The 23,576-nt window shown below is 66.0% G+C and carries 15 protein-coding genes; 9 read left to right on the top strand and 6 right to left on the bottom strand.

Annotated features, from left to right (window positions below):
- Positions 1-26 precede the first annotated feature (26 nt).
- A complete protein-coding gene (locus tag G6N20_RS07035) occupies positions 27-797 on the bottom strand; it encodes an IclR family transcriptional regulator domain-containing protein (protein WP_142272218.1) in 771 nt (256 codons plus the stop codon).
- Positions 798-840: 43 nt separating this feature from the next.
- On the opposite strand from G6N20_RS07035, the gene G6N20_RS07030 reads away from it, so the two are divergent.
- Together G6N20_RS07030 and G6N20_RS07025 are read left to right on the top strand one after the other, a co-directional pair.
- Complete coding sequence (locus G6N20_RS07030) at positions 841-2,181, top strand: FAD-binding oxidoreductase (RefSeq protein ID WP_083052254.1); 1,341 nt, start codon at positions 841-843, stop codon at positions 2,179-2,181.
- Positions 2,181-2,990: a DAPG hydrolase family protein gene (locus tag G6N20_RS07025; RefSeq protein WP_083052257.1), complete on the top strand. Its 810-nt coding sequence runs from the start codon at positions 2,181-2,183 to the stop codon at positions 2,988-2,990. Before G6N20_RS07030 ends, G6N20_RS07025 begins: the two co-directional genes overlap by 1 nt.
- Positions 2,991-2,995: 5 nt before the next feature.
- On the opposite strand, the gene G6N20_RS07020 is transcribed toward G6N20_RS07025, so the two are convergent.
- A complete protein-coding gene (locus G6N20_RS07020; protein ID WP_083052260.1) occupies positions 2,996-3,553 on the bottom strand; it encodes a TetR/AcrR family transcriptional regulator in 558 nt (185 codons plus the stop codon).
- Between the two features lie 362 nt (positions 3,554-3,915).
- Between G6N20_RS07020 and G6N20_RS07015 the strand changes: the two genes are divergently transcribed.
- From G6N20_RS07015 to G6N20_RS07000, 4 genes are all read left to right on the top strand, one after another.
- A complete protein-coding gene (locus G6N20_RS07015; protein ID WP_163662861.1) occupies positions 3,916-8,808 on the top strand; it encodes a PPE domain-containing protein in 4,893 nt (1,630 codons plus the stop codon).
- Positions 8,715-9,254, top strand: a complete 540-nt coding sequence (locus tag G6N20_RS07010; RefSeq protein WP_163662858.1) for a hypothetical protein — start codon at positions 8,715-8,717, stop codon at positions 9,252-9,254. The genes G6N20_RS07015 and G6N20_RS07010 overlap by 94 nt, the downstream gene beginning before the upstream one ends.
- 197 nt (positions 9,255-9,451) lie before the next feature.
- On the top strand, positions 9,452-9,622 hold the full coding sequence (locus tag G6N20_RS07005) for a PE domain-containing protein (protein WP_083051922.1): 171 nt from the start codon (positions 9,452-9,454) through the stop codon (positions 9,620-9,622).
- Positions 9,619-10,833, top strand: a complete 1,215-nt coding sequence (locus G6N20_RS07000; RefSeq protein ID WP_083051920.1) for a cytochrome P450 — start codon at positions 9,619-9,621, stop codon at positions 10,831-10,833. The genes G6N20_RS07005 and G6N20_RS07000 overlap by 4 nt, the downstream gene beginning before the upstream one ends.
- A gap of 69 nt (positions 10,834-10,902) precedes the next feature.
- Here G6N20_RS07000 and G6N20_RS06995 read toward each other — a convergent pair whose 3' ends face one another.
- Positions 10,903-11,349: a DUF6941 family protein gene (locus tag G6N20_RS06995; RefSeq protein WP_083051918.1), complete on the bottom strand. Its 447-nt coding sequence runs from the start codon at positions 11,347-11,349 to the stop codon at positions 10,903-10,905.
- A gap of 192 nt (positions 11,350-11,541) precedes the next feature.
- Positions 11,542-13,344 (bottom strand): DUF4407 domain-containing protein, encoded by a 1,803-nt coding sequence (locus tag G6N20_RS06990; RefSeq protein WP_083051915.1) that lies wholly within the window; start codon positions 13,342-13,344, stop codon positions 11,542-11,544.
- Between the two features lie 223 nt (positions 13,345-13,567).
- Between G6N20_RS06990 and G6N20_RS06985 the strand changes: the two genes are divergently transcribed.
- The gene (locus G6N20_RS06985; RefSeq protein ID WP_083051913.1) at positions 13,568-14,131 is read left to right on the top strand and encodes a hypothetical protein; all 564 of its coding nucleotides are present in this window, start codon (positions 13,568-13,570) and stop codon (positions 14,129-14,131) included.
- A 7-nt stretch (positions 14,132-14,138) separates the two neighbouring features.
- Here G6N20_RS06985 and malQ read toward each other — a convergent pair whose 3' ends face one another.
- Positions 14,139-16,379, bottom strand: coding sequence for a 4-alpha-glucanotransferase (malQ, locus tag G6N20_RS06980; RefSeq protein ID WP_083051928.1), 2,241 nt, complete (start codon positions 16,377-16,379; stop codon positions 14,139-14,141).
- 303 nt (positions 16,380-16,682) lie between these two features.
- Here malQ and eccB point away from each other — a divergent pair, with 303 nt between their 5' ends.
- Positions 16,683-18,203 (top strand): type VII secretion protein EccB, encoded by a 1,521-nt coding sequence (eccB, locus tag G6N20_RS06975; RefSeq protein ID WP_083051910.1) that lies wholly within the window; start codon positions 16,683-16,685, stop codon positions 18,201-18,203.
- Positions 18,200-22,363, top strand: coding sequence for a type VII secretion protein EccCa (eccCa, locus tag G6N20_RS06970; RefSeq protein ID WP_083051907.1), 4,164 nt, complete (start codon positions 18,200-18,202; stop codon positions 22,361-22,363). The genes eccB and eccCa overlap by 4 nt, the downstream gene beginning before the upstream one ends.
- 4 nt (positions 22,364-22,367) lie before the next feature.
- Here the strand turns inward: eccCa and G6N20_RS06965 are convergent, their stop codons facing one another.
- Complete coding sequence (locus tag G6N20_RS06965; RefSeq protein ID WP_083051904.1) at positions 22,368-23,561, bottom strand: cytochrome P450; 1,194 nt, start codon at positions 23,559-23,561, stop codon at positions 22,368-22,370.
- Between the last annotated feature and the right edge of the window lie 15 nt (positions 23,562-23,576).

Genomic DNA, 23,576 nt, shown 5'->3' with positions numbered 1-23,576 from the left:
GCCGGGCCGCGCCGAGGCAGGCTGGCTCAGCGCGTCCAGGCTGGTGAGCCGGCCGCGGCGCGCAGGGCTGAGACGATGCGCTGTTCCTTTTCCAGAAAGCGTTCGGTAGGCGTGGGTACCGAGATCGCGACCACGTTGTCGCCCGTGGCTCGCCGCGCAATAGCCGCCGCGGAGACCCCTAGCGTGTGTTCGTCGCGGTCGAACGCGATTCCGGTGCGCCGGATCTCGGCGATCTCGTGGCGCAGCCTATCGGCGACCTCGGCGTCGAACCGAGCGAGGGCCGCCTCGGCGTTGGCGTCGTCGAGCGCGGCCAGTGCGGCTTTCCCGTTGGCCGTGCAGTCCAACGGGAACCGGACGCCGATTGCCGATACCGCCCGGAGCCGGTGTGACGATTCGATCTGGTCGATGAACAACATGCGCCGGCCACGCAATATCGACAGATCGACCGTCTCGCCCTCGGTTGCGCGCGCCACCCGCTCGATCGTCGGCCGAAATATCGCCGCGATGTGGGCGCCGGAGGCGGTGCCGAACCTCAGCAATCGCTCACCCAGCGAAAAGCGGCCGCGCGAGTCCACACCGACCAACCCGACCTCCACCAATCCGACCAGCAACCGCCGGGTGGTGGACTTGGCCAGCCCCAGGCGCTCGCCGAGATCGACCAGGCGTAAGCGTCCCGGCTCGGCGGCGATCTCGTCCAGCACGGCCGCGGCGCGACGCAAAACCTGGATGCCCTCGTCACGATGTGTTGGCGGAGTTCGTTCCGTTCGCGGCACTCTATCCACTATAGTGGGCCGCATATCGGATTTTAAAGAACCGATATTCGGATCAAAGGAGCTAGCGATGAGCGGTCTGCCGGCCGGGCGACATTTCTTTCGTGGTGATGACGGCTACGAGGAGGCCCGCCGCGGGTCTGTCTGGCATCAACGGGTGCCCGAGCGCTACCCCGAGGTGATTGTGCAGGCTGTCGATGCCCTCGAGGTCATCGCGGGTATCCGTTATGCCAAGTCCAACGGCCATCGGGTCAGCATCGTTTCCGGAGGGCACAGCTTCGCGGCCAGCCATCTGCGCGACGGCTCCGTGCTGCTCGACGTCAGCCGCCTCGATCACGCTGACATTGACGTGGACAAGGGCCGCGCGGTCGTCGGTCCGGGGAAGGGCGGCAGCTTGCTCATGGCCGACTTGGAAGCGCAGAACCTGTTCTTCCCCGGCGGCCACTGCAAGGGTGTCTGTCTCGGTGGTTATCTGCTGCAGGGCGGATACGGCTGGAACAGCCGGATCTACGGCCCGGCTTGCGAGAGCGTCGTCGGCCTGGACGTCATCACCGCCGATGGTGAGCAGATCCATTGCGACGCAGACAATCACACCGATCTGTACTGGGCCGCCCGTGGCGCCGGGCCGGGCTTTTTTGGCGTGGTCACCTCGTTTTATTTGAAGCTGTACCCGCGGCCCGCCGTCTGTGGCGCCAGCGTCTATGTCTACCCGGTTGAGCTTGCCGACGAGGTCTTTACCTGGGCACGCGCAGTCAGCGCCGACGTCGATCCTCGGGTCGAGCTGCAGGCCCTCGCCTCCCGCGGTGAACCGAACATGGGCATCGCCGTCCCCGTCATCTCGTTTGCCTCGCCCGTGTTCGCCGACTCCGCCGAGGAGGCCGAACAGGCGCTCGCGCTGTTTGGCACCTGCCCGGTTGCCGACCAGGCACTCGTCAAAGTTCCTTATATGCCAACCGATTTGCCCACCTGGTATGACATCGCGATGAGCCACTATCTGTCGGACCATCACTATGCCGTGGATAACATGTGGACGTCGGCGCCGGCTGAAGATCTGCTGCCGGGTGTCCGGACGATCCTGGACACGCTGCCCCCGCACCCGGCGCACTTCCTGTGGCTGAACTGGGGCCCGTGCCCTCCCCGTCACGACATGGCGTACAGCATGGAAGCCGACATCTACCTGGCGCTCTACGGCGCCTGGAAGGATCCGGCCGATGAGGCGAAGTACGGCGATTGGGCGCGCTCCAACATGGCCGCCATGTCGGATCTGGCCACCGGCATCCAGCTGGCCGACGAGAACCTCGGCGCCCGTCCAGCGCGGTTCGCCAGCGACGAAGCCATGGCCAAGCTCGACCGGGTGCGCGCCGAATACGACCCCGACGGTTTGTTCAACAGCTGGATGGGAAGAATCTGATGGCTAGCGACCTGTACCTCGGCTACCGTAACGACGACGCCAACACGCCGTTTGCCAAGTTCTTCAAACCCGCCATGGCCCGGCTGCCACAGCATGTCGTCGAGGCACTGCAGCATGGTCCGCAGGCCGGGCCGACGTTGTTGGCGTTCGATGACGTCGCGACGATTGCCAACGAGGGTTACCAGCAGACCGAGAACGGTTACGGGATCCTCGAAGACGGCAGCATGCAGGTATCCGTGCGGACCGATATGCCGGGGGTCACTCCGGCAATGTGGTCGTGGTGGTTCGGTTGGCACGGCAGCGACACCCGCCGCTACAAGCTGTGGCACCCGCGGGCCCATCTGTCGGCGTGGTGGAAGGACGGCGATGATGCCGGCCGGCGGGGCGCACAGCGTTACGTCGGCCGCTGGTCGATGATCAGCGAGTACATCGGCTCGTCGATGCTGTCCGCCGCCATCCAATTCGTCACACCGGCGACCATGGGTCTGCCCGACGACAGCGACGACGCGGTGGCGGTGTGCGCACGCCTGGGTTCCGGCGATGCCCCGGTGGACGCCGGGTGGTTCGTCCATCACATCCGCTCCACGGCGGGCGGGTCCGAGATGCGGTCCCGGTTCTGGATGGGGGGACCGCACATCGCGGTGCGCCATGCCCCTGGTGTGGCATCCGCGGCGGTGCGTCCCTTCGCGTCGAAAGTGCTCGGCGTGTCGGAGGGCACCGCGCGAAATCTGCTGGTGCATTGCGCGCAGGAGATGAATCACCTAGCGGGGTTCCTAGCCGCGCTCCATGAGGGCTTCGGCAAGGAGTAAGCGGCTCAATGACTCTGGGCGAATGCGGGCGCGACAAATTTTTCAACTAGCCGCCGTTCGGCGTCGTCGTCCTCGCCTGGCCAGTACATCAGTGATAGCAGGACGCGAACCGCCCATTTTGCGGCTTGAGGATCGCCGCTGAGCCCGGTGAGCTCGGCAGCAAAATCGGTAAGGAGCGGCATCTCTGCGAGCCAGGCCACTTCGCGGGTGCCGCCGCGGATCGAGCGGATCATGAGTCGGCACAGTGGCTCGGACCGGATTTCGTGGAGTGCCAAAAGGATTGCGGCAGTGACGCGCTCCGGCCCGCTTAACATCTCGACCCTCGAGTGCACGGAAGCGGCGATGCGGATCGCAACCCGGGCGACGACGCCGTCTCGGATCTGAGCCTTGCCGCCGACGTAGCGGTAGATGGTTGCACGCGAGCAGTGGACTCGGGCGGCCAACTCGTCGATGTCGATCGCGTTCATCCCGTTGTGTCTCATGAGCTCGATCGCGGCGTCGTAGATACGTTCTACGGCGGCTACCCGGCGATCGCCGCCGACCAGCCAATCATCACCGAGCACCGGTCACGCGTCCTCCCGCTGAAATGCATGGGAATGTCGTATCAATGTGAGACAAAAATAACACATTTTCTCACTGTCGTCGCAGGTCGGACTTCCGCAGTGAGACGCCCATGCCAGATCTGCAAGGCGCCAGATCTCAACTTGTCGACACGCCCTTGACCTGCGGACTTTCGGTGCCCAAAATATCCCATCACTCCACGTGAATGGGGTGGTTGGACTTGCGGATGTCGTTCGCAGGCAGGGCAGATCAGCTCGACGAGAACCAAACAAGATCGCTTCGATTGTGGGGCTGTCGCGACTTGTCATTGGCCTGCTGCGGCCTGAGCAAGCCTGGTGCGGCGTGAGGAAGGGTAGGTTGGCCGATGAGTTTTTTGGCATTGCCACCTGAGATCAATTCAGCGCTGATTTTCGCCGGGGCCGGATCGGAGCCTTTGTTGGCCGCCGCGGCCTCCTGGGGCGAGTTGGCCGACGAATTGGGTTCGGCCGCAGCATCTTTCGGTACGGTGACGGCGGGGCTGATCGGAGGATCGTGGCAGGGCCGGGCGTCAGCGGCGATGGCCGCGGCGGCAGCTTCCTATGCGGGTTGGCTGGCGACTACGGCGGCCCAGGCCCGGCAGACGGCGACGCAGGTCGGCACCATGGCGGCCGAGTTTGAAGCGGTCCGGTCGGCGATGGTGCAGCCGATCATGGTGGCGGCCAACCGTTCTGATCTGGTGTCGCTGGTGATGTCGAACCTGTTTGGTCAAAACGCTCCGGCGATCGCTGCGATCGAAGCGGCGTATGAGGCCATGTGGGCGCAGGACGTCTCCGTGATGGCTGCCTATCACGCGGGGGCTTCGGCCGTGGTTTCGGCGCTAAAGCCGTTTGCCCAGCCGCTGCAGAGTCTGGCGGGGGTGGCGGGTCAGCTGGCCGGTGTGCCCGTGACCCTTGCTGCCAAAACGACTGTCGATGTGGGCAGCGCAAACGTCGGCGTCGGGAACCTGGGCGGTGGAAACCGCGGCAGTTTCAACCTCGGCCTCGGAAATCTCGGCAGCAACAACTTCGGCCTCGGAAACCTGGGTAACTCCAACTTCGGCCCCGGCAATCTGGGTAGCCATAACACGGGTTTCGGGAACGCGGGCAGCTTCAATGTGGGCTTCGGGAACACCGGCAGCAATAATTTCGGGTTCGGGAATACCGGCAGCAACAACATCGGTATCGGGCTCTCGGGCACCGGCCAGGTTGGCTTTGGCTGGCTGAACTCCGGCGCGGCCAACCTCGGTTGGTTCAACTCAGGCGCCGGGAATGTCGGTTTCTTCAACTCCGGCACCGGCAACGTCGGAATCGGAAACTCCGGCAACGGAAACATGGGATTCTTCAATACCGGTCTCGGAAACTTTGGCGGCGCCAACTCCGGCAGCTACAACACGGGCTTCTTCAATCCGGGAGCCTTCAACACGGGCATCGGGAATATCGGCGAAACAAACACGGGTAATTTCAACGTCGGCAACTTCAACTCCGGGAGTTTCAATTCAGGCTCTTCCAACACGGGCAGCTACAACACGGGTGATCTAAACACCGGGTTCTTCAACTCGGGAAATGTCAACACGGGCCTTTTTAACACCGGCGATATGAACAACGGTTTCGCGTTTAGGGGAACCGGCCAGGGCGGCCTTCGTATTAACTTGGCCACGCCAGATCTAACCTTGCCGCCAGTAAACATACCTAGTATTAACATCCCGGCTCTGGATTTACCGACTATCACTACGTCGAACTTGGCTGTGCCCGCCATTGACTTGCCCAAGATCACCACACCCGAGATCACCGTGCCGGGCCTCGATCTACCGGCTGTGACGGTGCCGGGCTTCAAATTGGACAGCGCGCTGGTCGGCGGGTTTACCACCCCGAAGTTGGTCGTTCCATCCCTGACCACACCCACCATCACCGTGCCGGGCCTGGATCTGCCCGAGGTGACCGTGCCGGGCTTCACGCTCGACAGCGCACTGGTCGGCGGGTTTACCACCCCGAAGTTGGTCGTTCCATCCCTGACCACACCCACCATCACCGTGCCGGGCCTGGATTTGCCCGAGGTGACGGTGCCGGGCTTCACGCTCGACAGCGCAGGCGTCGGCGGCTTTAGCACCCCGAAGTTGGTCGTTCCATCCCTGACCACACCCGCCATCACCGTGCCGGGCCTGGATCTGCCCAAGATCACCACACCCGAGATCACCGTGCCGGGCCTGAAACTGCCCGCGGTGACCGTGCCGGGCTTCACGCTCGACAGCGCACTCGTCGGCGCCTTTAGCACCCCCAAGTTGGTCATTCCGCCCCAGACCACACCCGCCATCACCGTGCCGGGCCTGGATCTGCCCACGATCACCACACCCGAGATCACCGTGCCGGGCCTGAAACTGCCCGCGGTGACCGTGCCGGGCTTCACACTCGACAGCGCACTCGTCGGCGCCTTTAGCACCCCCAAGTTGGTCATTCCGCCCCAGACCACACCCGCCATCACCGTGCCGGAGCTGGATCTGCCCAAGATCACCACACCCGAGATCACCGTGCCGGGCCTGAAACTGCCCGCGGTGACCGTGCCGGGCTTCACACTCGACAGCGCAGGCGTCGGCGCCTTTACCACCCCTAAGTTGGTCGTTCCATCCCTGACCACACCCACCATCACCGTGCCGGAGCTGGATCTGCCCACGATCACCACACCCGAGATCACCGTGCCGGGCCTGAAACTGCCCGAGGTGACCGTGCCGGGCTTCAAATTGGACAGCGCAGGCGTCGGCGCCTTTAGCACCCCGAAGCTGACCATTCCATCCCTGACCACACCCGAGATCACCGTGCCGGAGCTGGATCTGCCCACGATCACCACACCCGAGATCACCGTGCCGGGCCTGAAACTGCCCGAGGTGACCGTGCCGGGCTTCAAATTGGACAGCGCAGGCGTCGGCGCCTTTAGCACCCCGAAGTTGGTCGTTCCATCCCTGACCACACCCACCATCACCGTGCCGGAGCTGGATCTGCCCACGATCACCACACCCGAGATCACCGTGCCGGGCCTGAAACTGCCCGAGGTGACCGTGCCGGGCTTCAAATTGGACAGCGCAGGCGTCGGCGCCTTTAGCACCCCGAAGCTGACCATTCCATCCCTGACCACACCCGAGATCACCGTGCCGGAGCTGGATCTGCCCACGATCACCACACCCGAGATCACCGTGCCGGGCCTGAAACTGCCCGAGGTGACCGTGCCGGGCTTCACGCTCAACAGCGCAGGCGTCGGCGCCTTTAGCACCCCGAAGCTGACCATTCCATCCCTGACCACACCCACCATCACCGTGCCGGGTATCACCTTGCCCGAAATCACAATTCCGGGTTTCAGGATCGACAATGTCACGGTGGGCGATTTTACAACGCCCAAGATAAGTACTCCCCAAATAATGTTGCCCTCGGTACACGTGCCCGAATTTGAAATTAAACCCAACCTGAGGATAGAGTGGAATACGAATGTAACTGCCCTCAAGGGGATTAATTTTGTAGGAAATACTGCTATCATAGATCCCTTTAACGGCGAAGCCTTCTTCGTGCTTAAGAAGATTAGCGTCTCCCCTGGCTTCTTTACCCCCAACTTGAGTATAATGGCAATCACTATCGACGGGTTTAAAATCCACGGCTTTGGTCTTCCGTCGATTACCCTGCCGCAAATCGAGATTCCGCCCGTCACTCTTGGCGCCTTCACCATTTCCGGCATCACCACCGGCGAATTCACCATCAACTCCATCGGGGTGGACGGCTTCGGCCTGCCACCGATCACCCTGCCCCAGGTCACCATCCCGGCCATCGAGTTGGGCGACTTCACCGTGCCCGAGCTCACCATCGATCCCGTCCACCTGGGCGGCTTCACCCTTCCCGGCATCACCACCGACGAATTCACCATCGACCCCATCGGGGTGGACGGCTTCGGCCTGCCACCGATCACCCTGCCCCAGGTCACCATCCCGGCCATCGAGTTGGGCGACTTCACCGTGCCCGAGCTCACCATCGATCCCGTCCACCTGGGCGGCTTCACCCTTCCCGGCATCACCACCGACGAATTCACCATCGACCCCATCGGGGTGGACCGATTCGGCCTGCCACCGATCACCCTGCCCCAGGTCACCATCCCGGCCATCGAGTTGGGCGACTTCACCGTGCCCAAGCTCACCATCAATCCCGTCCACCTGGGCGGCTTCACCCTTCCCGGCATCACCACCGACGAATTCACCATCGACCCCATCGGGGTGGACCAATTCGGCTTGCCACCGATCACCCTGCCCGACATCACCATCCCGGCCATCGAGTTGGGCGACTTCGCCGTGCCCAAGCTCACCATCAATCCCGTCCACCTGGGCGGCTTCACCATTCCCGGCATCACCACCGACGAATTCACCATCAAGCCCATCGGGGTGGACCAATTCGGCTTGCCACCGATCACCCTGCCCGACATCACCATCCCGGCCATCGAGTTGGACGACTTCGCCGTGCCCAAGCTCACCATCGATCCCGTCCACCTGGGCGGCTTCACCATTCCCGGGGCCACCACCGGCCAATTCACCATCAACCCCATCGGGGTGGACCAATTCGGCCTGCCACCGATCACCCTGCCCCAGGTCACCATCCCGGCCATCGAGTTGGACGACTTCACCGTGCCCGGGCTCACCATCAATCCCGTCCACCTGGACGGCTTCACCATTCCCGGGGCCACCACCGGCCAATTCACCATCAACCCCATCGGGGTGGACGACTTCGGCCTGCCACCGATCACCCTGCCCCAGGTCACCATCCCGGCCATCGAGTTGGACGACTTCACCGTGCCCGGGCTCACCATCAATCCCGTCCACCTGGACGGCTTCACCATTCCCGGGGCCACCACCGGCCAATTCACCATCGACCCCATCGGGGTGGACGACTTCGGCCTGCCACCGATCACCCTGCCCGACATCACCATCCCGCCCATCAAGTTGGACGGCTTCACCATTCCCGGGGCCACCACCGGCCAATTCACCATCAACCCCATCGGGGTGGACCAATTCGGCCTGCCACCGATCACCCTGCCCGACATCACCATCCCGCCCATCAAGTTGGACGGCTTCACCATTCCGGGGCCACCACCGGCCAATTCACCATCAACCCCATCGGGGTGGACCAATTCGGCCTGCCACCGATCACCCTGCCCGACATCACCATCCCGGCCATCAAGTTGGGCGCCTTCACCGTGCCCGGGCTCACTGTGAACCCCATCAAACTTGATCCCTTCACCATTCCGGGCCTCACGGTCCCGCCCGTTCACCTTTCCGGCTTCACCCTCCCGGGCCTCACGATCCCCAGCGTCACGCTGCCAGCCACCACGATCGCGAGTGTCGAGATCCCGCCGCCACCGGGCTTCGGCAATACCAGCACCGCACCGTCATCGGGATTCTTCAACACCGGGGCCGGGGGCAGCTCCGGCTTTGGCAACCGCGGGTCCGGCCTCTCAGGTCTGTTTAACGTCAACCCACCGGGCCTCTTCGGCGGCTCGGGCTTCCAGAATGTCGGTGCCAACACCTCAGGACTCTTGAATCTGGGTAGTGCCCTGTCGGGCCTCGCAAACACCGGAACCCTTCCGCTGACCGTGCCCAGCCTGCTCTCCGGCATCGCCAGCGCCGGAACCGCAGGCGCGGGCTTCCTCATCAGGTTCTGAGTTATGGCGGGCGAGGCGTAGTCTGTCCCGCGTTGGGTTTGCATGAATTCCAATACGACCAGCTTGGATGGAAACGCTTACGGCCGAACCCACGCCGTAATTCCGCAGACGGTCGCCGAGCCGCTCCATTCGCAACGTGCGGAGTCTCGTATTGGGATGGCTGCGATCGAAATCCCGCCTGGTGAAAGGAAAATGGCGTGTCATACGTGCTCGCGGGGCCGGAATTGGCAGCCGTGGCCGCGAACAACCTGGCCGGCACACGCTCGACGTTGATGGCGGCGAATGCTGCCGCGACGGCCACCACGACACGCGCCGTGGCCCCGGCCGTTGGCGGCCAGCACGGAACGCCCGTAAGGCTGAAGAAATGACACCGGCCATCGATGCCATCACGTTCTTCGGCACCGAATCCCTGCAGAATCCGTACCCGCTCTATGAGCGGATGCGCGCCGCCGGTCCCGTCCAACACATTGCTGACTCTGAGTTCTATGCGGTGTGCGGCTGGGACGCGGTCAACGAGGCCGTCGGCCGTGCCGAGGACTTCTCCTCGAACCTGACGGCCACGATGACCTATACCGCTGAGGGCAGGATCAAGCCGTTCGAGATGGACCCGCTCGGCGGACCGACCCACGTGCTGGCCACCGCCGACGATCCTGCCCACGCGGTGCACCGCAAGCTGCTGGTCCGGCACCTCGCGGCCAAGCGAATCCGCCTCATGGAGCGGTTCGCCGCCGAGACCGCGGATCGGCTATGGGCCGACGGTGCGCGGGCCGGCCGCATCGAGTGGATGGGCGCCATGGCCAACCGTCTGCCGATGATGGTCGTAGCTCGACTCATCGGCGTGCCCGACGCCCCCATCGCACAGCTGGTGAGGTGGGGATACGCGGCCACCCAGCTGCTCGAAGGGCTGGTCGATCAAGACCAGCTCGCCGCCGCGGGCGTCGCCGTGATGGAGCTGAGCGGCTACATCGCCGAGCAGTTCGACCGGGCCGCCGCCGATCCGCAGGACAATCTGCTCGGCGAGCTGGCCACCGCCCGCGCCTCGGGCGAGCTGGACACGCTCACCGCCCACGTCATGATGGTTACCCTGTTCGCCGCCGGTGGGGAATCCACGGCATCGCTATTGGGCAGCGCGGCATGGATACTCGCGACCCGTCCCGACATCCAGCAACGGGTCCGCAACCACCCCCAGCTGCTCGGGCCGTTCATCGAGGAGACGTTGCGTTACGAGGCGCCGTTCCGGGGTCACTACCGCCACGTACGTAATGAGACCACGCTAGGGGGCCTCGACCTGCCCGCCAACTCGCACCTGCTGCTGTTGTGGGGCGCCGCCAACCGGGATCCGGCCCAATTCGACACGCCCGACGAGTTCCGCCTCGATCGCGCGGGAGGCAAGGGCCACATGAGTTTTGGGAAGGGGACCCACTTCTGTGTCGGCGCCGCGCTCGCGCGCTTGGAGGCCCAGATCGTCTTGCGGCTGCTGCTCGAACGGACCTCACTGATCGAGGTCGCCGATGTCGGACGATGGTTGCCAAGCATATTGGTGCGCCGCCTTGAACATCTGGACTTAGCCGTCAGCTGACGCCCTCATAGCTGAAACAACGGCGAACCGGTGAAAAGGATTGCCGCAGCAGCCATTCCGACACTCGCCTCACGATGACATCGGCGGATGGGCGCCGCCGGCCACCACAAACGCTTCCACCGCGGTGGCCAGCTCGAACCCTTCCACCTCCACCCGCCATTCGTAGATTCCCGGTTCTAGAGGGATTCCGGCCGGGATGTTGAGCGTGAACGGCATCCTCACCGCCGTTCCATGGATCGCCCCCGGCAGACGGCCTGCCTCCGCGGCGGCTTCAAACAGAATCCGTTGCGGCCCATGCGGTCCGGGCACGATCACCGGCTGGCCATCGGTGGTGAGCAACTGGCATGTCAGCTTGTGCGGCCTGTTGGTCTCATCCCAGTCGATGTCCAGAAACAGCACCAAAGCAAAAGGGGGCGTGGGTGTTTGGCACTGCCGCCAGCCCAGTCCGAGAGCATGGACCTTGCCCGATTGGGCGTCGGCTTGCGCCGCGTCCGCCAGCAGCAGGCTGACCTTCATATGGTCGACGGCGTCACGGCCGATCCTCCCGATATCACCACGCGATTCACGTCCGGCTCCCAATCCGAATGCAATTACGGGTCAACGATTCCGTCTGTGGGCAGGATAATACGCTGCGACCGGGTCACCCACCGGCGTGGTTGCAGCGCACCGGGCGGCGTGTCATGTCGATCGGAGCCGCCGTGTGGCCCGTTACTTGGCCGGCGGCAGCTGGCGCGGACCCTGCGGTGAGCCCAGCTCACCCGGCCCATCCCGCTCCATCAGCTCCAGCCGGCCGTCCCGATCGGTCGACGGCAGGCCCGCGACGTGTGCCGCGGGCGCCTGCGCTAACGACGGGTGCCCAACGTCGGTACCCAGCCGGCCGTGGCTGCCGGGGTGGCCCTGCCCGCGTGACGATTCGATCCGGCTGGCTTCGACGGGGGAGTCAGCGGTCGCGGATTCGACCGCCCGCTGCCGGCCGCCGTCGGAACTCTCGGAATCGACCGTCACCTTGCGCGTGCGCTTGAGCGAAAACGCGATCTCCTCCACCTCTTCGAATACCTGACGCGCGGTGCGCAGCGGCGCGGTGGTGTTATCGATCACCCGCGCGACGAACGGCGGTACCAGCGGACGAATCCACCGCGCCGCAGCCTTGGTGGCGTCCGGAAGCGACGGGATCAGTGGCCCGCCGTGCTGCCGCTGAGGTTCGTGGGTTTCAACGGGGCCGCGCGGCTCGACCTGCGCGGGCAGGTTGGCCTCAGCGTCGGTGTGCCCTGCTGCACCGGGGGCGAGTGCGCGGCTGGCGGCCTCGGCTTCCGCGGCGATCGGCAAGTACATGTCTTCCTCCACTGGCTCGAAGGTACGCTCGGCCGACGCGCGCACCGGACCCTCCAGCGCTTCGACCACTCGACGGCGCTGCTGCTCGCGATCGATCTCGGCCTGGGCCTCGATGGCGAGCCGAGCCTGGGTGAGTTGATGCTCGGCCCACATGATTTCGGCGGCGCGGCGAACTTCGGCACGCTTGATCGCGATCGCGGTGTCGGCTTCCAGCTCGGCGCGTTCCCGGCGCGCGCGGGCGGCCGCGTGACGATCGTGGGTCGTCTCGCCGCGCCACAGCCGCAGAATCAGCGGCAGCAGGCACAGCAGCGCGAAGCAGGCGATCGTCACCAGCCGCAACGCCAGCGCCGCGCTGCTGGCCACGGTCACTTCGTTCATCGCCACCCAGCGGTCGCCCAGGCCGCGACCCGCGCCGGCGACCACGGCATGGCGTGCCTCGGCAAGGGCCTGCTCGTCGCCTGCGATGCGGGCGTCCAGCGCGGGCGCTTGGCGGTCTCGATTCGCCAACGCGTTGCCCAGCTCGCGCTGGGCGTCGGCGAGAAGTTCGTTTGCCGTGCGTGTTTCGGGCCCGTGCCCGGGAACGCCGGTGATCCGGGTCTGCGGGCATTCCGGTGTGGGGTGGTATTCGCAGCGGGCGACGACCAAGGCGTTGTCCAGTCGGCCGCGGGCCTGGTCGACGGTGGTGTCGAGCGAAACCCGTGCCTCCCGGTCCTGTCGCAGCGCGGCCGACGCCGCCGCGACGGCCGGCACCGAGTCCGCATCGCGCAGGGCGCGTTCGTCGAGACGGTGGTCGATCGAACCGGAAAACATGACCAGCGCGGCCAGCTCACCCACGAAGGTACCGACGGCGATGGCGACGGCGGCGCGCCCCGCGGTGCTGGGCCAACCGCGGGCCGGGCCGCTGGCGGTGCCCCGGATCACCGCGCCCACCAGCAGCCCCACCACCAGGCCTAACGCCGCGACGGCCCAGACGGGCCAGCCTGCGGACGCGCCCACGGCCAAGCCGGCGACCAGCCAGGCCAGCACGGCGCCGAGCGCGATCACCGCGCCGGCGACGGCGTGCGTGGACCGCTCATGACGTTCGCCAAGCTCACGCCAGTGTCCGCCGCCGAGCCAGGTCAACGTCCCCGCGATGCGCGACACCGCCGAGCGTCGCTCAGAAAATTCGTGGGCGTGCATCAGACTCCAACACCTCCAGTTGTCCAAGCCTGGCAGGCCGCCGCCCGACACACCGAATCGAAAAGCCCGCTTGTGGTGTTGTTCACAACGCGCCGGGAGAGGGCGCAGATCACACGTGGCGAGGCCCAGCCGGGACGGCTGGACCAGGTCAGGGGTCAATAATTCGTGCGACGCGACCGGATCAGCGACCGTTTTGGCAGGTGACGTGAGACGGTATAGACCTATGCACATCCACGACTACATCACCTACGAAGAATTCGGCCGCAGATTCTTCGAGGTTGCCGTCACGCCGGACCGGGTCGCCGCCGCGTTCGCCGATATCGCGGGCAGCGAGTTCGCCATGGAACCGATCGCGCAGGGACCCGGCGGGATCGCCAAGGTCAGCGCGAATGTCAAGATCCACGAGCCCCGGGTGACGCGCAAGCTTGGCGACCTCATCACCTTCGTCATCCACATTCCGCTGTCGATCGACCTGCTGCTGGACCTGCGCCTGGACAAACAACGGTTTGTCGTCGCCGGGGACATCGCGTTGCGCGCTACCGCCCGGGCGGCCGAACCACTGCTGCTGATCGTCGACGTCGCGAAACCGCGGCCGTCCGATATCACCGTCAATGTGTCATCCAAGTCCTTCCGCGGTGAGGTGTTGCGCATCCTTGCCGGTGTTGACGGTGAGATCCGGCGATTCATCGCCCAGTACGTCGCCGACGAAATCGACTCACCGCATTCCCAAGCCGCGCAGGTCATCGACGTGGCCCACCAATTGGACGCGACCTGGACCGGCCCCTAGGCCTGCGTCAATCCCGTTGCGCCGCAGGCGGATCCCGCCGGCCGAAGCACGGCGAGGTTCCCTGCGGTGGTCGAGCCGAAGCCAACGGGCGCGCCTCACGCGGACGGGGAGCGATCTCGGCACGCACGGCCTCGGCCAGGGTGGCCGCCCGGCGATCGGCGAACACGTCCTCGAGCATCATCTGCCGGCCGTCGGGCCCGGTCAGCGGAACCCGCCAGTTCGGGTACTCGTCGGAGGTGCCCGGTTGGTTCTGTGTTCGCCGGTCACCGACCGCGTCCGTCAGCGCCACCCCCACCAGTCGCGACGGCGTTCTGCCCAGATACCGGTAGAGGGCCAAGATCACCTGTTCGGGGTCGTCTTCTTCGCCGTCTTGCAGGAGCCCAACCCGGCGCAGCTCGGCCATCCAGGCAGCCCGCTCGGCCCGGCCGGATTCGAGTTCCGCTTCGGCGGGCCGGGTCAGCAGCCCCAGAGCCTCCCGCAGCCGCACGTGATCGCCGGCCAGGTAGCCGGCGGTCGGCGGCAGGTCGTGGGTGGTCACCGAGGACAGGCAATATTCCCGCCACCGCTCGGCGGGCAGCGGTTCGCCACCACCGTCTCGATCGAGCTCGAACCACAGGATCGAGGCGCCCAGCAGACCGCGCAGCAGCAGGTAGTCGCGCACCCATGGCTCGACGGTGCCCAGATCCTCGCCGACGACGAGCGCGCCGGCCCGGTGCGCTTCCAACGCGACGATGCCGATCATCGCCTCATGGTCGTAGCGCACGTATGTGCCCTGGGCTGGTGGCGCGCCCTCGGGGATCCACCACAGCCGGAACAGCCCGATGATGTGGTCGACGCGCACCGCGCCGGCGTGGCGCAGCGCCGCGGCGATCACCGCGCGGAACGGCCGATACTCCTGCTCGTCCAGTCGGTCGGGCCGCCACGGTGGCTGTGACCAGTCCTGGCCGAGCTGGTTGAACTCATCCGGCGGCGCGCCCGCCGTGACCCCCAGCGCCAGCGTGTCCTGCAGGGCCCAGGCATCGGCCCCGTTGGGGTGCACACCGACGGCGAGGTCGGCCATGATGCCCACCGCCATCCCGGCCCGTCGGGCCTGCGATTGCGCCCCGGCCAGCTGCTCGTCGAGTTGCCACTGCAGCCAGCGATGGAAATCGACCGCCTTTTCGTGGTTGTCGACGAACCTGGCCACGCCCGGGGCATCCGGATGCCGCAACGATGCCGGCCACCGGTGCCAGTCACCGCCGTAGCGCTCGGCCAGCGCGCACCAGGTGGCGAAGTCGTCCAGGGCCCGGCCCTCCCGAGCGCGGTAGGCGGCGTAGGCCAACTCCCGCCCCGCCGACCGCGGCACCCGGTGGACCAGCCGCAAAGCCTCGCGCTTGGCCGCCCAGGCGCTGTCGCGGTCGATGGCATCGAGCCGGTCGGCATGGTGTTGCGCGGCTCGTCGCAACCGCCGCACCCGGCCGCGCTTGGGCAGATCGGCGAACTCGGGAATGGCCTCGACCCGCAGATACAGCGGGTTGACGAAACGCCGCGACGTCGGCAAGTAGGGCGACGGCTCGATCGGGGTGAACGGTCCGGGCGGTGCCGCCGCGTGCAGTGGATTGACCAGAAGATAGTCGGCGCCGTGGCGGTAACCCGACCAGAGCGCGAGGTCGGCCAGGTCGGTGAGATCGCCGATGCCCCACGACCGTCGGGATCGCACGCTGTAAAGCTGGGTGGCCAGGCCCCAGGCGCGGCGGGTTGCCAGCCGCTCCGGCAGCCCCAGCCAATCCGGCGTCACGATGAGGGCGGCGCTGGCCTGAAAGTCGCCCGACCGCAGGTGCACGCGGTGGTAGCCGAGCGGCAGATCGGCGGGCAGTACGAAGCTGGCCTCGCCGATCCAGCGGCCGTCCAGGTCGAACGGCGGGGTGAAGTTGTCGACCTGGACAACGTCGTCGCGGACCGTGCCGTCCTCGAGGCACACCCACACCTCGGCGGGAGCGCCGTGGGTCACGTGCGCCCAGAGCCGCGTCTGCGCGCCTGCGCGCCCAACGACGGTCGGCGGCAACGGACGTGCCCAATACGACCGCCGGTGCGCGATCAGGGCCGCGTTGCGTTCCTCCTCGGTCCCGGCGGCAACGCCGAGCGCGGCCAGAACGGCCACCACGGTGGCCTCGGCGACGGGCACGGGCCGGCCGGTCCAATCCTCGTAGTCGGTGGCGACGCCGTATCCGCGGGCGAGTTCGACCAGCGCGGGTGCGAGCTCAGTCATGCCGCCCATCTTGCGTCCAGCACCGTATTCGGAGGGCGCCCGGGTGACTGATGGGCACCCACGGCACGGCAGCTCAGAAACCCGGGCACCGATCGACGAGCCGACCTTGCCATTGGCCGTTACCATGCCTGTGGAGACACGATGACATCCTTGGGGGACCCAGCCCTTCGGGGATCCAGCCCTTGGGGGATCCAGCGCGTCATGCCGCGTGGCAACTTCTGGACGGGTGCCCTACGGTTATTTGACGTGACCGGTGAAATGGTCGATATCCAGGCGTTCTGACAGACCGGATGGTGAATTAACGTGGCCGAACAGAGCCGGGGACAGCGGGGGTCGGGGTATGGCCTCGGGTTGTCGACGCGGACCCAGGTGACTGGGTATCAATTCCTTGCACGCCGAACCGCCATGGCGTTGACCCGGTGGCGTGTCCGCATGGAGATCGAACCCGGCCGGCGGCAGACGCTGTCGGTGATCGCATCGATCTCGGCGGCGCTGGTGATCTGCCTGGGTGCCCTGCTGTGGTCATTCATCAGCCCCTCCGGCCAGCTCAACGAATCGCCGATCATCGCCGACCGCGACTCCGGTGCCCTCTACGTCCGGGTGGGGGATCGGTTGTACCCGGCCCTGAACTTGGCGTCGGCCCGGCTGATCACCGGCCGGGCGATAAACCCGCACCTGGTCCGGGGTAGCCAGATCGCCGCCCTACCGCACGGACCGCTGGTGGGCATTCCGGGGGCTCCGTCGCGGTTCTCGCCAACGAATCCGCCCGCGTCGTCGTGGCTGGTGTGCGACACCGTGGCCACCTCCTCCAGTCTCGGGTCGGCGCAGGGAGTGACGGTGACGGTGATCGACGGCACCCCTGAACTCGGCAACCACCGCAAGGTGCTGAGCGGGTCGGATGCGGTGGTGCTCAGCTATGGCGGGAACACCTGGGTGATCCGGGAGGGCCGCCGGTCACGCATCGACGCCACGAACCGGTCGGTGTTGTTGCCGTTGGGGCTGACGCCCGAGCAGGTCAGCCAAGCGCGGCCAATGAGCCATCCGCTCTTCGACGCGTTGCCGGTTGGGCCCGAACTGGTGGTGCCGGAAGTGCCCAACCTGGGCGCTCCGGCAGCGTTTCCGGGCGCTCCCGGGCCCGTCGGGACGGTGATCGTCACACCGCAAATCAGTGGGCCGCAACAGTATTCGCTGGTTCTGGCCGATGGGGTGCAAACCCTGTCACCGTTGGTGGCGCAGATCATGCAGAACGCGGGCCGCCCGGGCAACTCCAAACCGGTGACCGTGGAACCCTCGGCGTTGGCGAAGATGCCGGTGGTCAACCGGCTGGATTTGTCGGCGTACCCCGACAGCCCGCTGAACGTGCTGGACATCCGCGAGAATCCGTCGACCTGCTGGTGGTGGGAGCGCACCAGCGGTGAGAACCGGGCCCGCGTCCAGGTGGTGTCCGGGCCTACCCTTCCGATCAAGACAAGCGACACGAACAAGGTGGTGACCTTGGTGAAGGCCGACACCACCGGCCGCTCGGCCGACCAGGTGTATTTCGGTCCCAACTATGCCAACTTCGTGGCCGTCACCGGCAACAACCCGGCCGCCCAGACAACGGAATCGCTGTGGTGGATCACCGAGGCCGGCGCGCGATTCGGGGTGGACGACACCAAGGAAGCGCGCGAGGCGTTGGGATTGACGTTGACGCCCAGCCCGGCGCCGTGGGTGGCGTTGCGGCTGCTGCCACAGGGCCCGACGTTGTCGCGAGCGGATGCGTTGGTAGAGCACGACACGCTACCCATGGACATGACCCCTGCAGAGTTGGTGGTACCCAAGTGAAACGTGGTTTTGCACGGCCGACACCGGAAAAGCCGCCGGTAATCAAGCCCGAGAACATCGTCTTACCGACGCCGCTGAGCATCCCCCCGCCGGAGGGGAAGCCCTGGTGGTTGATCGTGGTCGGCGTCGTGGTGGTCGGCCTGCTGGGCGGCATGGTGGCCATGGTCTTCGCCAGCGGTTCACACGTGTTCGGCGGCATCGGCTCCATCTTCCCGCTGTTCATGATGGTCGGGATCATGATGATGATGTTCCGCGGAATGGGCGGCGGAACGCAGCAGATGAGCCGGCCGAAATTGGACGCGATGCGCGCTCAGTTCATGCTGATGCTGGACATGCTGCGCGAGACCGCCCAGGAGTCGGCCGACAGCATGGACGCCAACTACCGGTGGTTCCACCCAGCACCCAACACGCTGGCCGCCGCCGTCGGGTCGTCCCGGATGTGGGAGCGCAAGCCCGATGGCAAGGACCTCAACTTCGGCGTGGTCCGCGTCGGCGTCGGCATGACGCGCCCCGAGGTGACCTGGGGTGAGCCGCAGAACATGCCGACCGACATCGAGCTGGAACCGGTGACCGGCAAAGCGTTGCAGGAATTCGGACGCTACCAAAGCGTCGTCTACAACCTGCCGAAGATGGTTTCGCTACTGGTTGAACCGTGGTATGCGCTGGTCGGAGAGCGTGAGCAGGTGCTGGGGCTGATGCGCTCGATCATCTGCCAGCTGACGTTCTCGCACGGGCCTGACCACATGCAGCTGATCGTGGTCAGTTCCGATTTGGACGAATGGGACTGGGTGAAATGGCTGCCGCACTTCGGTGACTCCCGGCGCCACGACGCGGCCGGCAACGCGCGGATGGTTTACAGCTCGGTGCGCGAGTTCGCCGCCGAGCAAGCCGAACTTTTCGCCGGGCGCGGCTCGTTTACCCCCCGGCACGCCAGTTCTTCGGCGCAGACCCCAACACCCCACCATGTGATCATCGCCGACGTCGACGACCCGCAGTGGGAGTACGTGATCAGCGCCGAGGGTGTCGACGGGGTGACCTTCTTCGACCTGACCGGCTCGTCGCTGTGGACGGCGGTTCCGGAGCGGAAGCTGGAGTTCGACGAGACCGGCATCATCGAGGCGCTGCCCCGCGACCGCGACACCTGGATGGTGATCGACGACAAGGCGTGGTTCTTCGCTCTCACCGACTACCTGAGCAGTGCCGAGGCCGAAGAGTTCGCCCAGAAGCTCGCGCAGTGGCGGCTGGCCGAGGCTTACGAAGAGATCGGTCAACGGGTGGCCCACATTGGTGCCCGAGACATTTTGTCCTACTACGGAATTGACGACCCGGGAAGCATCGACTTCGACGAGTTGTGGGGCAACCGCACCGACACGGTGGGCCGGTCGCGACTGCGGGCCCCGTTCGGTAACCGCTCCGACAACGGCGAGCTGCTGTTCTTGGACATGAAGTCGCTCGACGAAGGTGGCGATGGCCCGCACGGGGTCATGTCCGGGACCACCGGGTCGGGTAAATCGACCCTGGTGCGAACCGTGATCGCATCGTTGATGCTGGGCCACCCGCCGGAGGAATTGCAGTTCGTTCTCGCCGACCTCAAGGGTGGCTCGGCGGTCAAGCCGTTCGCCGGGGTGCCGCACGTGTCGCGGATCATCACCGACCTGGAAGAAGACCAGGCGTTGATGGAACGGTTCCTCGACGCGCTGTGGGGCGAGATCGCGCGCCGCAAGGCGGTGTGCGACAGCGCCGGAGTCGACGACGCCAAGGAGTACAACGCGGTGCGTGCCCGGATGCGGGCGCGCGGCCAGGACATGCCGCCGCTGCCGATGCTCGTGGTGGTCATCGACGAGTTCTACGAGTGGTTCCGCATCATGCCGACGGCGGTCGACGTTCTCGACTCGATCGGCCGCCAGGGCCGCGCCTATTGGATCCACCTGATGATGGCATCCCAGACCATCGAGAGCCGGGCCGAAAAACTCATGGAAAACATGGGTTATCGGCTGGTGCTGAAAGCGCGTACCGCCGGGGCGGCGCAGGCGGCCGGTGTGCCCAACGCGGTGAACCTGCCGGCCCAGGCCGGTCTGGGCTACTTCCGCAAGAGTCTTGAAGACATCATCCGCTTCCAGGCCGAGTTCCTGTGGCGGGACTACTACCAACCGGGCGTCACCGTCGACGGCGAGGAGGCGCCGGCGTTGGTGCACAGCATCGATTACATTCGCCCGCAGCTGTTTACCAACTCATTCACCCCGCTTGAGGTGAGTGTGGGGGGACCGGAAATCGACAAGGTGGTCGCACACGCCAACGGCGAAGTGGTCGACGTGGAGGATGTCGAGGCCGAGGAGGAGGGAGAAGGCCTGCGGACACCGAAGGTCGGCACGGTGATCATCGATCAACTGCGCAAGATCAATTTCGAGCCCTACCGGCTGTGGCAACCTCCGCTGAACGTGCCCGTCGCCATCGACGACCTGGTCAACCGATTCCTTGGTCACCCGTGGCAGCAGGACTATGGTTCCGCGAGGAATTTGGTGTTCCCGATCGGGATCATCGACCGCCCGTTCAAGCATGACCAGCCGCCGTGGACGGTCGACACCTCGGGGCCTGGCGCCAACGTTCTGATCTTGGGCGCCGGGGGCTCGGGCAAGACCACCGCGCTGCAGACCCTGATCTGTGCGGCGGCGTTGACGCACACCCCGGAGCAGGTCCAGTTCTACTGCCTGGCCTATAGCAGCACCGCGTTGACCACGGTGGCCCGATTCCCGCATGTGGGTGAGGTGGTCGGTCCCACCGACCCCTACGGTGTGCGCCGAACGGTAGCCGAGCTGCTGGCGCTGGTGCGCGAGCGCAAGCGTAGCTTCCTGGAATACGGAATCGCGTCCATGGAGATGTTCCGGCGCCGCAAGTTCGGCGGCGAGGACGGCGCCGTGCCCAACGACGGGTTCGGCGACGTTTACCTCGTGATCGACAACTACCGGGCGCTGGCCGAGGAAAACGAGGTGCTCATCGAGCAGGTGAACCAGATCATCAACCAGGGCCCCTCGTTCGGGGTGCACGTGGTGGTCACCGCCGACCGCGAGTCGGAGCTGCGACCGCCGGTGCGCAGCGGTTTCGGATCCCGGGTCGAATTGCGATTGGCCGCGGTGGAGGACGCGAAGCTGGTGCGCTCCCGGTTCGCCAAGGACGTCCCGATCAAGCCGGGGCGCGGCATGGTGGCCGTCAACTACATCCGATTGGACGCCGATCCGCAGGCAGGTCTCCACACATTGGTCGCCCGACCGGCATTGAGCAGCACCCCCGACACCGTCTTCGAATGCGACAGCGTGGTCGCGGCGGTCAGCCAACTCGCGAGGGGTCAGGCCCCGCCGGTGCGGCGCCTGCCGGCCCGGTTTGACCTGGCACAACTGCGAGAGCTGGCCGCCCGGGACACCCGCCAAGGTGTCGGGGCAGGCGGAATCGCTTGGGCGATATCGGAGTTGGATTTGCAGCCGGTGTATCTCAACTTCGCCGAGAACAGCCACCTGATGGTGACCGGCCGCCGCGAATGTGGGCGTACCACGACGTTGGCCACCATCATGGCCGAAATCGGACGGCTGTACGCGCCGGGGGCCAGCACCGCGCCGCCGACGTCGCGCCCGTCTGCACAGGTGTGGCTGATCGACCCGCGCCGTCAGTTGCTGACCGCGCTGGGCGCCGAATATGTGGAGAAGTTCGCCTACAACCTCGACGGCGTGCAGGCGATGATGGGCGAGCTGGCGGCGGTCTTGGCCGGCCGTGAGCCGCCACCTGGCTTGTCCGCCCAAGAGCTGTTGTCCAAGTCGTGGTGGACCGGCCCGGAGATCTTCTTGATCGTCGACGACATCCAGCAGCTGCCACCGGGTTTCGACTCGCCCCTGCATAAGGCGGCGCCCTGGGTGAACCGGGCCTCCGACGTCGGTTTGCATGTGATCGTCACCCGCACGTTCGGTGGTTGGTCGTCGGCCGGCAGCGACCCGATGTTGCGCGCGCTACACCAGGCGAACGCGCCGCTGCTGGTGATGGACGCCGACCCCGACGAGGGCTTCATCCGCGGCAAGATGAAGGGTGGCCCGCTGCCTCGCGGTCGAGGCCTGCTGATGGCCGAGGACACCGGCGTGTTCGTCCAGGTGGCAGCGACGGATGTGCGCAGGTAGGCCACTAGCGCTTGGCCGCATCATCCCAGCGCAGCGGTAATGTCTTGAGCGCAAAGGACTTCGACGGGAAGTGAATTTCGGGTGTGTAGCCCGACGCCAGTTCGAACTCGGGGATCCTCTTCAGCCATTCGTCGACCACCAGCGTCAGCTCCAAACGGGCTAGGTGAGAACCCAGGCAGCGGTGCGGCCCGCCGCCAAATCCCCAGTGGCGGTGCACCTTTCCGTCCATGACCAGTTGATCGGTGGATGTCTCGTCGGTGCCGTCCCGGTTGATCGCGGCCATGCACAACCGCACCGGTGAGCCGGCCGGCAGCGTCATGCCGCCGACGGTGACGACCTCGGTGGTGATCCGCGGTGCCACCGGCGCCGACGGTTCCAGCCGGACAATCTCTTCGATGAATACCCTGATCTGCCGGGGATTGTCACGAAGCATGGCGCGCAGCTGCGGTCTGCGTGCGAGTTCGAGCAGGCAGAAACCCACCGCCGCGGTCACCGTGTCCAGGCCCGCCAGGATCAATAGGTGGCTCAAGCCCAGCGCCTCGATTTCGCTCAGCGGATCCGAGCCGACCAGGACTTGCGACAGGACGTCTGGGCCCGGATGTTGCTTGCGTTCGGCGATCGTCCGCGCGAGGTAATCGAACAGCTCGCGCCCGGCGACCAGATCCGCGTCGGTCGGGTGGGGCCGGTCGGACATGGCGATCACGGCGTCTTTCCAGGCGATCAACCGGTCGCGATCCCCAAGTGGCAGGCCATAGAGGACAAGAAACAGCTGGAATGGCAGCAGATTCGCCAGATGTGCCATTGCTTCGCACTCGCCACGGCTGGCGATGGCCTCGATCATCGCGGCGGTGTGGCTGCGCAGCGACGGCAGCGCCCCGGTCAACGCGGTCGGGCTGAAGTACGGCTGCAGGATCCGGCGATACCGGGTGTGCTCTGGCGGGTCGAACGCCAGCGGCACCAGGGGTAGCGGGTTTCCGGGGGGTTGCAGCGCTGCCCTCGACGAGAACGCCTTGGTGTTGCGCAGCGCCGCCAGCACGTCCTCGCGGCGCGTCAGGTAGTACCAGCCGTTCATGAACACCACCGGCCCCGCGTCGCGCAGGATGCGCCAGCCGAGGCCCCTGTCGGTGGCCATCGGCAACGTTGAATATTCAAGTCGCGGTAGGTAAAACGCGCCCTGGCTGCCCTCGGGAGTGCTCATGCGCCCAAGTCTTCC

This window comes from Mycobacterium shinjukuense, assembly GCF_010730055.1.
In the GTDB taxonomy this organism is placed as follows: domain Bacteria; phylum Actinomycetota; class Actinomycetes; order Mycobacteriales; family Mycobacteriaceae; genus Mycobacterium; species Mycobacterium shinjukuense.
Note: the sequence above shows the minus strand (reverse complement) of the source record. Positions and strands in the feature narration are given on the sequence as shown.